Source organism: Mesorhizobium sp. CAU 1732, from assembly GCF_039888675.1.
Taxonomy (GTDB): domain Bacteria; phylum Pseudomonadota; class Alphaproteobacteria; order Rhizobiales; family Rhizobiaceae; genus Aerobium.
This window is the reverse complement of record NZ_JBDQQR010000001.1, coordinates 2,375,402-2,387,812: the sequence shown is the minus strand read 5'-3', so window position 1 is coordinate 2,387,812 and position 12,411 is coordinate 2,375,402. Positions and strand designations below refer to the sequence as shown.

The window sequence follows — 12,411 nt, the reverse complement described above, 5'->3', positions numbered from 1 at the left end:
TACGGGCACGGGTTCTCGCACGCCCTACCAGTTAGCATAGCCCTTCGCTGCGACCGCCAAACACCGCCGATTGGCGCAAGCGGCGGCGCGCTTATCCGGTTGCCTCCCGGTTTGACGTCAGCGAGACCGGAGCGGTCGTCGTCGTCATGCGATGTCCGAGTCTGTCGATTACGCGAAAACATCAGCGACATATCTACCGTGCTCGCGTTCGATTTTGTCCGCCCACTGGTCGGCTTCGGATTCCGTGACGCCGGTCGCCTCTCGATAGATGCGGATGAGCGTCTCGCGCACGGCCGGGGCCATGTGCCTGCCGTCGCCGCAGACGAAGACGGTGGCACCCTTCTTGAAGAGGTCTTCCATGCGCTCGCGCGCTGCCCAGACGCGATGCTGCACGAACTTGACGTCGCCTTCGGGCCGGTCGGTGAAGGCGGGCAGCACCTCGACGACGCCGTCGCGCTCCCATGCGGACAACTCGTCGTGGTAGAGATAGTCGACATCGGGATGGTTTGTGCCGAAGAATAGCAGCGATGGCCCGATCTCCCGCCCGCCGGCCTTCTGGGCCGCGCGATCCTGAAGGAAGCCGCGGAACGGCGCGATGCCCGAGCCCGCGCAGATCATGATCATCGGTGTCTGCGGATTTGCCGGCGGGTGGAAGCGGGCGTTTGAAGGTCTGACGGCGATCGAGATACGGTCGCCGGGCTCGAGCGAAGCGAGGTAGCTGGAGGCCACGCCCTGATAACGGCCATTGCCCGACAGGGCCGGAGCATCGACCACGGCGACCGTCAACGTGACGTGGTCCGGCTTCCACAGCGGCGAGGAGGAGATCGAGTACTGCCGCGCCTTCATCGGCGGCAGCATGGAAAGGTAGCCGGCGAAGTCGAGTTCGCACGCCTGGAACCGGTCGAGCAGGTCGATGACGCTCATCCGCTTGCCAAGCACCTCCGCCTCGTATTTCTCGCCGGCCAGCTCGTTGAGCGGAACCCTTTCCGGCGGGCAGCGCGTGGATGCGGCAAGAGCGGAAACCTGCGCCCGGGTGGCGGGCTGTGCAAGCTCGACATAGCTTTCGAGCAGGTCGCCGCAGGAAACCGGGTGGCCAGTAGGCAGACCGGTAGTGCCCGAACCACCCGAGATGACGATCTGGGTGTCGTGGGCTATCCCGAAGCGGCGCAGCACGCGGTCGACGAGGCCGGCCGGGTTGCGCGCCAGAACGGCGAGATAGTCGCCGGCCTGATAGGTCATGCCCTCGGGGAGCGCGAGCGCGATGTGGCGCTTTGAGCGGGCATTGGTCGCGCTCATGTCGACCAGCTCGCGGTTCCCGACCACCGTGCCCTGTTTGAGATCACCAAGCCGGAGGGCGCTTTCGCGACCGCCCCGCACGAAAGTGACTTCCAGCTTGCTGGTAGTTTCAATGGGCAAGGCTTTCTTGCCGAAGGCTTCGGAAGCGGCCGGCCAGAACGTGGCATACCATTCGTCGAAGGCACCGAAGAAATCGCCACCCGAATCCGCCTCGCCGCGACCGGCTATGCGCAGGCCTCCCGCCTTTTCGAGGGCGGCGTCGACGCGCTTGGGAATCGCCTGATATGTCCGCGCCCATTGCCTGTTGCCGCAGCCGAAGACGGCGAATTTAACGCCCGAAAGGGCGCCTGCGTCCAGCGCCTCGACATTGGCGATGAACTGGCGGGCATTGTCCGGCGGTTGGCCCTCGTAGGAGGCGGTGACGACGACCAGTGCACCGTCCTTGGGCAACATGCCGGCATAGTCGTCCATCGGTGCGGCGGTCGCGGCGAAGCCGTGCCCGGCCGCATCGCCCGCGATGCGGTTGGCGAAGGCTTCCGAGGAGCCGGTATTGGAACCGTAAAGGACGAGAAGGCGTGGCGCGTCCGCGTCCAGCTTCCTGTCGGCCGCGGCCGGCTGCGTGAGCACCTGCGGCTGGCGCGCAATCGAGCGGCCTCGGGCCAGTGTGGCCGAGGAGCGGCGCGCGCGCGCCCGGATCTTCAGGTTTTCGGGTTTGAGGGTCAGCGTCTCGTGCACCTTGAGCTGGTAGGACGGATCGTCGAACACGAAGTCGAAGCGCTGGAGCATCATCGCCAGCACCAGTTGCGCCTCCTGCATGGCGAAGGGACGCCCGATACAGGCGCGCGCGCCGCTGCCGAACGGCTTCCAGGCGTTTGGCGGCAGCTTCTCGGCATTCTCCGGCACGAAACGCTCCGGGCGGAATGCCTCCGGCTCGTCCCAGACCTTGGGATCGCGGTGCAGCATCGGTTCGAGGATCAGCACCGTATCCTCCGTCGTCAGCGGATACTTGCCGGCCAGCATCGTGTCCTCCAGGGGCTTTACGCCGAACACGGCCGCCGTCGGCCAGATGCGGAGGCTCTCCATCAGAATCTGCTCGATGTAGCGAAGCTGGGCCAGATGCTCGATTCGGGGCATCTCGTCACCCAGCACCTCATCGACAATGGCGCGGGCCTTCTGCAAGGCTTCGGGATTCTTGAGCAGCAGATAGGTCGCAAAGGACAGCAGGCCACTGGTCGTCTCGTGCCCGGCGATCAGGAAGGTGATCATCTGGTAGCCGATGTTCTCGTCATCGAGCTTCTCGCCCGTTACCGGGTCAACGCCGTTCAGCATCAGGTTAAGAAGGTCTTTCTTCTCCGCACCCTGCGGGTCCCGCCGACGCTCATCGATCAGCTCCTTGGCGACGTTGCGCATCAGGTCGGCGTCCGCCTGGTACTGCCGGGCGGTCGACAACATCAGGTTGCTCACCAGCTTCGGCCGTCGGGTCCGCTGCCCACTCTCCTTCAGCGCGCCCACCATCGCGCCGACGAAGGGGTGCATCTCATCCTGGTAGAAGCTGTTGAAGCGGTAGTCGAAGGCGCAGAGCGCGATCGTATCCAGTGTCAGCCGGGTCATGTTGTCCGGCACGTCGATGACCGTGCTCGGACCGAAGCGCTCCCAGCGCACGAACATCTGGTCGGCGATGTCGAGCATCTGGTCGAACATGCCGCGCACGCCGATGGGACCGAAGGCGGGCATCAGGATACGGTGCGCCTTGGCCCAGTTGGGCTCCTCGCTATAGGCGGTGAACAGGCCGTCCTTTGCAAATGCCCGAATCTCTTCGAGCGGCGGATGGACACGCTTGTTGAAGCGAGTTTCGTCGCACAGCTCATTGACCAGTTCCTGCGAACTGGCGATGTACACCGTGCGGTCGAATATCTGCATCTTGAAGAACGGGCCGTATTTGCGCGAAAGCTCCATGAAGGCTTGCACCGGCGCCTCCGGGTCGATCTCGGTGAGGTTGCCGATGATGGGCTTTACGGGAGGCTGGGGAACGTTCGGCTGGCTGGACATGGGGCTCACCTTGAAGGCCGGTTCGGGTTGACGGGACAGTTCGCTCTATGTAGTTTTCGAATGTAAAATAGATATGGAAAATGGATTTGTAAAGTGCCAGAAGCGAACCCACGCCAGCCGCGAGAAGACGACCCGCGGTTTCAGCGAAGCCTGAGGGCGCTTCACGCCGCCCTTCTCGAACTGGTTGATGCAAAGCCGCTGGAGGAGATTTCCATCACCGCGCTTGTCCAGGCGGCGGGGGTGACGCGCCCGACCTTCTACCAGCACTTCGCCGATATTCCCGACGCTGTCCGCCGGGCGGCGCTGACGCGTCTGGACGCCGCCTTCCCCCTGCCCGAGCCGTTTCCGGAGGACTTCGAGGCCAGCACTCAGAACATCTTTCAGCATGTGGTGGGAGAGGCGCTGCCCGTGATCGAGCATCTGCGCGAACATCGGGAGTTCTACCTGCGAGTACTCGACGGAGCCGGCAACGCGGCGTTTTTCGACGAAATCGTCTCTTTTCTGGCCGGGCGTTTCCTTCCCGACGCCTTCGAGCTTGCCGCCAGCCGGCAGGCAGCGCGGAAGGACGATCTCATGACGGTCATGGCCGGCGGCGCCATGTGGCTGATGGTCCGTTGGCTGCACGACGACACACCCGCCGAGACAGCCGGTGAGATGGCGCAAAGAATCGCCGCCGTCGCCGCCACAATGGTCGCACCCCTGCGAGAAGAAAGGCCGTGACCTCGGGCTGACGCCTCGCGTGGAGCCCAAGGCCGGGGTTTGTCCGGCCTTCAAGGCTCCGCACGCCCCTGCTCACCGCGGAGTGCTCCACGAGAGCGGTACTGCCCGCCCATTCTACGCTACAGCCCGATATCGACATATCGTGAAGGCCAACGACGGCAGAAAGCGACGTCAAGTCGAACAAAGCCAGCTTTATTAGGCTCGTTCCTCAATTTTGGAGGCTATAGCGTAGACGTAGTTCTCCGTTTCGTCGGCTTCGCCCCGCCATTTGCCGCAAACATGTGGGTTTCTGTTTGCGCTTTTGGTTGCAAAGCGCCCGATATGCGCCGTTTCAGATGTAGGCTATTATGCATTCGGGTCTGCGACGACGAGGCGATCGGTTATGCGGCCGGATTGCCTGATGTCGTTCAGGAGGATGCATGAAGAAACACCGCGTTTATTCAATCAGCGTCGCCAGCGTGTACCCGCATTATGTCACCAAGGCGGAAAAGAAGGGGCGCACGAAAGCGGAAGTCGATGAAATCATCTGTTGGCTGACCGGGCATAGCCAGGAGACGCTTGATGATGAGCTGGCGAAGAAAACAACCTTCGAGGATTTCTTCGAGCACGCGCCGCGTCTGAACCCTGCGCGGTCGCTTATCACAGGTTTGATTTGCGGCTATCGCGTGGAAGATATCCAGGAACCCCTCATGCGGGAAATGCGCTACCTGGACAAACTGATCGACGAACTCGCCAAGGGGCGAGCGATGGCGAAAATTCTGCGCGGGTAACAAGCCTGCTGGGTTGATATCCACCATGAGCTCAGGATCTGCGACGATGATCCGCACTCTTGGTCTCGTTGGCGCACCTTCGAGCGCCGGCGCCTATGCGCCGGGGCAGGAGAAGGCTCCGGCCGCCTTTCGGCGCCATGGGTTGGTTTCGGCGCTGGTGGAATCCTGTCTGCACGTGAATGACCGGGGAGATATACGGGGCTTCCGCTGGCGGCCGGACCCGCAACGGCCCAAGGCCATGAATGTCGATGAAGTGCGACGGGTGGCGGTTGCCGTGGCCGACAGGGTTGGGGATGCATTGGCCTGCGGCGAAGCGGTACTCATGCTTGGCGGCGACTGCACGGTCGAGCTTGGAACCGTGGCCGGGGCGCTGCGCGACGACCATTCGGTCGGGCTCGTCTACATTGATTTCGACGTTGACCTGAATGTCCCGGAGACGAGCGACGGCGCGCTTGATTGGACCGGCGTCGCGCATCTGCTGGACCTCCCGGGTACGGAGGCGGCATTGAGCGGTCTCGGCCCACGTCGGCCGATGCTCGCTCCGGCCGATATTCTGTATTTCGCGGCCGACAACATCACTCCCGCAGAGGCAAAGACGGTGGACGCGCTCGATCTGGAGCGCATCGGGCTCGCGGAGGTCAGGGCCGATCCGGTCGGCGCGGCCCGGCGCGCCGTGGATTGGGGCACGCGCTACGAACGCCTTCTCATCCATCTCGATGTCGATGTGCTGAGCTTCACCGACTTCCCCATCGCGGAGAATGTCCGCCGCTGCGACGGCTGAGCTTCGAGGCGCTTTCAGCGGCTCTTGCGCCGTTGGTCGCGGCTCCGAACTGGCGCGCGCTGACGGTGACCGAGGTCAATCCTGATCACGCGCCCAGCGAACGCGAAGCCTTCGGTCGTTTGATCTCCATGCTGTCCGAGACGTTGTCGGCATAAAAAGTGGGATCCGATTCTCGGATTGTTCCGATGCTCAAACAAAGAGATAGATCGCCATGTGTGCGTCCGTGAGGATGCACGGCGCTCTAGCATTTCGTGCGCCTTCACCGCATCGCTTCGGCCAGTTCCCCTGCCCTGGCGATCCGGTCGCGGCCGTCTACGATGACGTTTTCGACCGCTTTGGCGGCGGCATCGGCGTCGCGGGCGGCGATGCCGTCGACGATGCGCCGGTGTGCGGCCGCATTTGCGCGATGGCGCGCCGGCTCCCCGAACGGTGAACTCAGCCGGAAAGTCGTGACAAGCGCCGCCTCGATCAGCGTTCCGACCGAATACATGAACGGGTTCTTGGATGCGTCGAGAAGCGCCATGTGGAAATTGAGGTCGGCCAAGGCGAAGCCTTCCATCGACATTGCCTTGTCCATCGCTTCCGCACGTTCATAGAGCAGTGCAATGTCGGTGTCGGTCGCCTGAACTGCCGCGAGGCGCGCCGCATAGGGCTCGAACGACAGGCGCATCTCGGCCAGATGGCGGAGGAAGGTCTTGTCCACCCCGTTTTCGAGGTGCCAGCTCAGCACGTCCGCATCGAAGAAATTCCACTTGGTGCGCGCCGTGACGCGGGTTCCGATGCGCGCCTTAGGGATGACCATTCCCTTGGCCGTCAGCGTCTTCATCGCCTCGCGCAGGACGGTGCGGGAGACGGCGAACCGTTCGGCCAACTCGGTGTCGCCGGGCAGGATCGTGCCGCTTTCGTAAGCGCCGCCCACGATCGACTTGCCAATCTCGTTGACCACATGTGCGTGGCTGTTCCTGACAACATGGCCGGAGATGGCGGATCTGAGCACGGACGTCCTTTCAATTCACGGCGCGACGGCGCGCTGCCTGCGGTTGGTGGCCCATACCAGCACCTTCTGCAGGACGATGAACGCCAGCAGCAGAAGGCCGATCGCGATCTTCGTCCACCAACTCGAAAGCGTGCCGTCGAAGATGATGTAGGTCTGGATCAATCCCATAATCAGCACGCCGATCAGCGTACCGGCGACGAAACCGCTGCCCCCCGTGAGCAAGGTTCCGCCGATCACCACCGCGGCGATCGCGTCGAGTTCGACGCCGACCGTCGCAAGCGAATAACCCGCGGATGTGTATAAGGAAAACACGATACCCGAAAGGCCCGCGAGGCCTCCCGACAGCGCGTAAATCAGGATCGTCGTGCGCGCGACCGGCACACCCATCAGGCGCGCGGTGTGCACGCCGCCGCCAAGCGCGTAGACGTTGGTGCCGAAGCGCGTGCGGTGCGCGAGCAGGATTCCGGCCAGGAAAACGATCAGCATCAGGCCGCCAATCAGGGTCAAGCGCCCCTTCCCCGGCATCAGCCAGTACAGCCCCTGGAGTGTCTGGTAGGTCTCGTGGGTGATTGGAACGCTGTCGATCGACAGCACATAGGCCATGCCACGCGCCAGAAACATTCCGGCGAGCGTGACGATGAAGGGCGGCATTTCGAGGAAGTAGATGGTCGCGCCCATCGCCGCCCCGAAAAGCGTCGTGATGATCAGCAGCATCGCGAAGACCGGCAAGGGATCGAGGCCTGTGTCGCGCAGCATGACGGCGATGAACACGCCCGAGAAGGCAATGACCGACCCGACCGACAGGTCGATCCCGCCCGACAGGATGACGAAGGTCATGCCGACCGCGATGATGCCCAGAAAGGCGTTGTCGGTCAGCAGATTGCCGATGACGCGCGTCGACAGCATCGCCGGGAACTGGATGTAGCAGATCGCATAGAACACCAGGAAGATCAGGACCGTGGCGGCGAGCGGAAGCATGCGCGCATTCATCAAGGCGATTTCTCCGGCGCGAAGAAGGTGAATGTGTTGCGCATCGCTGGCGATTGAAGGACCAGGATCACGAGGATGATGCCGGCCTTGATGACGAGGTTGAATTCGGGCGGGAAGCCGGAGAGCAGGATGCCGGTGTTGACCGACTGGATGATCATCGCCCCGATGAGCGAGGCAATTAGCGAGAAGCGTCCGCCGAGGAGCGACGTGCCCCCGATAACCACCGCGAGGATCGCGTCGAGCTCCAGCCACAGGCCGGCATTGTTGGCGTCGGCGCCGCGAATGTCTGCCGCGACGATGATGCCGGCCAGCGCTGCGCAGAGACCGGATGTCATGTAGACCGCGATCAGCAACACGCGCGCATTGACGCCCGAGAGCATCGAGGCGCGTTGATTGACGCCAACCGCTTCGATCAACAGCCCAAGCGCGCTTCGCCTGACGATGAACGTCACCAGCGCGCCCATCGCGAACCACAATACGATCGGCGTCGGAACGGCGGCCAGAGAGCCGGATCCGAGGAAGATCAGACCCGGGTCGTTGAAGGTCAGGATGGCGCCTTCCGTGATCAACTGCGCGATGCCACGGCCCGCAACCATCAATATCAGCGTCGCGACGATCGGCTGAATGCGCAGCACCGCCACCAGAAACCCGTTCCATAGCCCGCATGCGAGGCCGGCCGAGAGGCTGATCAGGAGCGTTGCCGGCAGCCCGAATCCCTGATGCACGCACCACGCGGCGACCGCGCCGCAGATCGCCATCACCGCGCCGACCGACAGGTCGATCCCACCGGTCGCGATCACCAGTGTCATGCCGATCGCGAGCAGCGCGACCGGCGCGCCCCGATTCATGATGTCGATCGGGCTGCCATAGAGCCGGCCGTTGGCCATCGAGATGTCGAAGAAGCCGGGAAAGACGATGGCGATCAGCGCAATGACGGCGGCGAGCGTCACGAGTTGAGGGGCGATGCGGCGCACAAAGCGCGTTGTCCCGTTCATGCGCGTACATCCTCGGAACCGGCAGGCGATGCGCCCTGTGCGGCGATTGCCGCCACCATGCGGTCGGAGGTGACGTCCTCGCCGACGAGTTCCGCGACATGACGGCGGTCGCGCACGACGATGACGCGGTGGCTGTAGACCACGAGTTCGTCCAGTTCCGACGAAATCACGAGCAGGGACATTCCCTCCGCGCAGAGATCCTCGATGAGGCGGATGATCTCGGCATGAGCACCCACGTCGATGCCGCGCGTGGGTTCATCGAGAATGAGAAATTCGGGATTGGTCGCCAGCCAGCGGGCAAGCATGACCTTTTGCTGGTTGCCGCCCGACAGTTGCCCCACCGGCTTCTCCGCGTCGGATGTCCTGATGTCGAGGCGGCGTATGAAGTCGTCCGCGATCGCCTTCTGCTGGCGTGTGGGGATCCGCCGCGCCCAGCCGATGCGCGCCTGCAGCGCCAGCACGATGTTTTCGCGGACGCTGAGTTCCGCAATGATGCCGTGGCTCTTGCGGTCTTCGGGCGAAAAGCCGAACCCGGCCGCGACCGCGTCGCGCGGGGATGCGAGCGGTATCGTCTTGCCATCCCTCGTCGCCTCGCCGCTATCGCTTGGCGTGATCCCGAACAGAACTTCCGCCGTCTCGGTTCTGCCGGAACCGAGGAGCCCTGCGATGCCGACGACTTCGCCGCGGTGAATGTCGAGGTCAAACGGTTCGATGCGCCCTCGCCTCCCCATGTGCCGGAAGACGTATTTTGGCGCCTGGTCGTGGACAGGTCCGGCGCGACCCGTCTTGCGCGTCTCCTCGGCAAGTTCGCGCCCGAGCATCATGTTGATCAGCTTGACGCGGTCGATGTTCGCCGTCGGTTCGGTGCCGACAAGGCGACCATTGCGCAGCACCGTGATGCGGTCGCTGATGGCGAAGACTTGATCGAGAAAATGCGAAATGAAAACAATGGCTAGCCCGCGCTCTTTCAATCGTCGCACGACCGCGAAGAGCATCTGCACTTCCTGTTGGTCGAGGCTTGCCGTCGGCTCATCCAGGATCAGAACCTTGCCGGACAGGGACACCGCGCGCGCGATGGCGATGACCTGCTGCACGGCGACCGAATAGGTATCGAGCGTGCGCGTCACGTCGATGGAGAGCCCATATTCCTGAAGCATGGCGGCAGCGCCGGCATTCATACGCCGTGTGGCGATCATGCCGAAGCGCGTCGGTTGGTGACCCAGAAACAGGTTTTCCGCGACGCTCAAATTCGGCAGGAGGTTCACCTCCTGATAGACCGTGCCGATACCGTGCTTTTGGGCTTCGAGCGTATTTCTGGGATCGATCGATTGACCGTCGAGCAGGATGTCGCCGAGGTCCCTTCGATAGGCGCCTGTCAGGCACTTGATGAGCGTCGACTTGCCGGCGCCGTTCTCACCCAGCAGCGCATGAACCTCGCCCGCATGAAGCGCAAGGGACACGCCGTCGAGCGCCTTGGTTCCGGGGAACGATTTCGACACATGCTCCGCGCGCAGCAGCGGCGGGCGATCTGGCACGGCAGTCATCTTTGTCTCGACTTGGTCTGATGGTTTTCGCGCGACGCGGATGCCTTGCAGCGCCCATTCGCGAGGGGTGATGCCGGCGACGAATACGCCGCCGGCATCGGGATATCAGTAGCCGAGGCCCTTCTTCTCCTCATAGACCGCAGCCGGGTCATCGGCCTGCGTGTAGAGTTTCGATTCCGTCTGGATGAATTTCGGAGGCATGGTGCCGTCGGCCATGAACTTCTCCAGCGCATCGAAGGCCGGACCGGCCATGTTCGGCGTCAGTTCGACGGTGGCATTCGCCTCGCCGGCGGCCATGGCCTGGAAGATGTCCGGCACGGCATCGATCGAGACGACCTTGATGTCGGTGCCAGGCTTCAGGCCTGCTTCCTTGATTGCCTGGATCGCGCCGACGGCCATGTCGTCATTGTGGGCGTAAAGCGCGCAGATGTTCTTGCCGCCGCCCTCGGCCTTCAGGAAGCTTTCCATGACTTCCTTGCCCTTGGCGCGTGTGAAGTCGCCCGTCTGGCTGCGCACGATCTTGATGTTGTCATGGCCGGCGATGCCCTCTTCGAAGCCCTTCTTGCGATCGATCGCGGGAGACGAGCCGGTCGTGCCCTGAAGTTCGACGACGTTGCATTCCTTGTCGCCGACATCGCTGACGAGCCATTCGCCGGCAACCTTGCCTTCGTGAACGAGGTCGGAGCCGACCGCGGTCAAATAGAGGTCGTCGGATGAATCGACCATGCGGTCGAGCAGCACGACGGGGATGTCGGCTTCCTTCGCTTCCTTGAGGACTGAATCCCAGCCCGTCGCGACGACCGGCGCGATGAGGATCGCATCGACACCCTGCGCGATGAACGAACGCAGGGCCTTGATCTGGTTTTCCTGCTTCTGCTGGGCGTCGGCGAATTTAAGGTCGATACCGCGTTTTTCGGCTTCCGAGCGCGTCAGCGTGGTCTCGGCGGCGCGCCAGCCCGATTCCGATCCGATCTGAGAAAAGCCGATCGTCTGCGCGGATGCTACGGACGACATGAGGCCTACCGACGCGAGAAGGCCCGCGCCGATCCAAAATTTCGAGTTCATGTTTCTCCTCCCAAAAGGCGGGCAACAGGCCCGGAGGAGAAAAAATCATACTATAATATTTTTGTAAACTCGTATTTCGGCTGACCCGTTCAGAACGGTTTTCCATCTAGAGTTGACGGTCTTCCGACGCTTTCGTCTCGACCAGTGCCTTGATCTGGTCGTGAAAGACACGCGATGCGGGAGAGAGTGGCCGCGCGACAGGCCGCAGGATCGAATAGGGCGAGACGGCCAGATCGTCCGCCGCGGGCAGGATCGCGATACGCCCGTCCAGGCCCTCGCTTCCGCCGAAGAATTCGGCAACCGAACGCGCGATCGGCGCGATTGCGTTCGACCGCGAAATGAAGGCGAGCGTCATCAGCATGGACGACGTGCTCATGACGCGTGCCGGGAGACGGACGCCTTTCTCCAGAAGATAGGTCTCGACCGTATGGCGAAGAAGTCCGCCCGGCGCCTGCAACACCCAGTCATATTCGACGCACTGATCGAGCGTGACCTCCTGATAGCGCATCAGCGGGTGCTCCTCGCGAACGATCAGCCCCAGAGGCTCGGGCCCGATCACGTGGGCGGCGAACGCTGTATGGTCCACGTCGCGCGGGACGCGGCCCACGAAGAAATCGAGCCGTTCGGTCAGAAGCAGTTCGGCCAGCTTGTCGCTCGTGTCGACCACCACATTGGCCGTGATGCCGGGATGGGTAACCCGCATCTGTCTCAGGACCGGCAGCACCATCTCGAGCGCCGGGCCGGTCACCGATCCGATGGAAACAAGACCGCGCTGTCCGGCACCCATCTCGCCGATTTCCCGGTCCGCTGCGTCGAGGTCGCGCAGGACCTTGTGCGCCCAATCCGCCAACTTGCCGCCGGCCTCGGTCAGTTCGATGCCACGCGGATGCCGCAGATAGAGCTTTTCGCCGGCGATGCCTTCAAGCTCGCTGAGCATCCTGGACGCCGCCGGCTGGGAGATCGCGAGCTGGATGGCAGCCGCGCTGACCTGGCCAGTCTCGGCGATCGTCGCCAGTAGCCGAAGCTGTGTCAGCTTAAGCCCCCTCCGAAGCAGGCGGTCGCGCCCCAGATCGGTGCCTATTTCATGTCTGCCATGCATCGCTTTCACTCCCAGACCGGCTTCGACATATCAATCGCGATATATCCGTCTCGTCAAAGCAAATTTGACCGGCATATCGGCCAGCCCTATCGCTTGTGAAGCCGG

Annotated in this window: 10 protein-coding genes; 3 read left to right on the top strand and 7 right to left on the bottom strand. The window is 63.0% G+C overall.

From position 1 onward, the window contains the following. Positions 1–168 precede the first annotated feature (168 nt). Positions 169–3,345, bottom strand: coding sequence for a cytochrome P450 (locus AAFN55_RS11715; RefSeq protein ID WP_347799007.1), 3,177 nt, complete (start codon positions 3,343–3,345; stop codon positions 169–171). Between the two features lie 93 nt (positions 3,346–3,438). Here AAFN55_RS11715 and AAFN55_RS11710 point away from each other — a divergent pair, with 93 nt between their 5' ends. The 3 genes from AAFN55_RS11710 (at position 3,439) to AAFN55_RS11700 (ending at position 5,616) form a co-directional block, all read left to right on the top strand. Beyond that, the gene (locus AAFN55_RS11710; protein ID WP_347799006.1) at positions 3,439–4,065 is read left to right on the top strand and encodes a TetR-like C-terminal domain-containing protein; all 627 of its coding nucleotides are present in this window, start codon (positions 3,439–3,441) and stop codon (positions 4,063–4,065) included. 419 nt (positions 4,066–4,484) lie between these two features. After that, positions 4,485–4,835 carry a DUF2200 domain-containing protein gene (locus AAFN55_RS11705; RefSeq protein ID WP_347799005.1) on the top strand — a complete coding sequence of 117 codons (351 nt, stop codon included), beginning with the start codon at positions 4,485–4,487 and terminating at the stop codon, positions 4,833–4,835. 46 nt (positions 4,836–4,881) lie between these two features. Continuing rightward, entirely contained in the window at positions 4,882–5,616 is a 735-nt protein-coding gene (locus AAFN55_RS11700; RefSeq protein ID WP_347799004.1) for an arginase family protein, read from the top strand. 259 nt (positions 5,617–5,875) lie between these two features. On the opposite strand, the gene AAFN55_RS11695 is transcribed toward AAFN55_RS11700, so the two are convergent. The 6 genes from AAFN55_RS11695 to AAFN55_RS11670 all read right to left on the bottom strand — a co-directional run bounded on the left by AAFN55_RS11695 (position 5,876) and on the right by AAFN55_RS11670 (position 12,306). Beyond that, positions 5,876–6,613, bottom strand: coding sequence for a FadR/GntR family transcriptional regulator (locus tag AAFN55_RS11695; protein WP_347799003.1), 738 nt, complete (start codon positions 6,611–6,613; stop codon positions 5,876–5,878). A gap of 15 nt (positions 6,614–6,628) precedes the next feature. After that, entirely contained in the window at positions 6,629–7,603 is a 975-nt protein-coding gene (yjfF, locus tag AAFN55_RS11690) for a galactofuranose ABC transporter, permease protein YjfF (protein ID WP_347799002.1), read from the bottom strand. Continuing rightward, the gene (locus AAFN55_RS11685) at positions 7,603–8,598 is read right to left on the bottom strand and encodes an ABC transporter permease (protein WP_347799001.1); all 996 of its coding nucleotides are present in this window, start codon (positions 8,596–8,598) and stop codon (positions 7,603–7,605) included. Before AAFN55_RS11685 ends, yjfF begins: the two co-directional genes overlap by 1 nt. Continuing rightward, positions 8,595–10,142 (bottom strand): galactofuranose ABC transporter, ATP-binding protein YtfR, encoded by a 1,548-nt coding sequence (gene ytfR / locus AAFN55_RS11680; RefSeq protein ID WP_347799000.1) that lies wholly within the window; start codon positions 10,140–10,142, stop codon positions 8,595–8,597. Before ytfR ends, AAFN55_RS11685 begins: the two co-directional genes overlap by 4 nt. Positions 10,143–10,247: 105 nt before the next feature. Then, positions 10,248–11,156: a galactofuranose ABC transporter, galactofuranose-binding protein YtfQ gene (gene ytfQ, locus AAFN55_RS11675; RefSeq protein WP_347800249.1), complete on the bottom strand. Its 909-nt coding sequence runs from the start codon at positions 11,154–11,156 to the stop codon at positions 10,248–10,250. Between the two features lie 157 nt (positions 11,157–11,313). After that, complete coding sequence (locus AAFN55_RS11670) at positions 11,314–12,306, bottom strand: LysR family transcriptional regulator (protein ID WP_347798999.1); 993 nt, start codon at positions 12,304–12,306, stop codon at positions 11,314–11,316. Positions 12,307–12,411: the final 105 nt, after the last annotated feature.

Bases quoted from the DNA above. Each gene is read 5' to 3' on its own strand.
- AAFN55_RS11685 (WP_347799001.1), bottom strand. From the start codon at position 8,598: ATGAACGGGACAACGCGCTTTGTGCGCCGCATCGCCCCTCAACTCGTG.
- ytfR (WP_347799000.1), bottom strand. From the start codon at position 10,142: ATGACTGCCGTGCCAGATCGCCCGCCGCTGCTGCGCGCGGAGCATGTG.
- AAFN55_RS11670 (WP_347798999.1), bottom strand. From the start codon at position 12,306: ATGCATGGCAGACATGAAATAGGCACCGATCTGGGGCGCGACCGCCTG.
- ytfQ (WP_347800249.1), bottom strand. From the start codon at position 11,156: ATGTCGTCCGTAGCATCCGCGCAGACGATCGGCTTTTCTCAGATCGGA.
- yjfF (WP_347799002.1), bottom strand. From the start codon at position 7,603: ATGAATGCGCGCATGCTTCCGCTCGCCGCCACGGTCCTGATCTTCCTG.
- AAFN55_RS11700 (WP_347799004.1), top strand. From the start codon at position 4,882: ATGATCCGCACTCTTGGTCTCGTTGGCGCACCTTCGAGCGCCGGCGCC.
- AAFN55_RS11715 (WP_347799007.1), bottom strand. From the start codon at position 3,345: ATGTCCAGCCAGCCGAACGTTCCCCAGCCTCCCGTAAAGCCCATCATC.
- AAFN55_RS11705 (WP_347799005.1), top strand. From the start codon at position 4,485: ATGAAGAAACACCGCGTTTATTCAATCAGCGTCGCCAGCGTGTACCCG.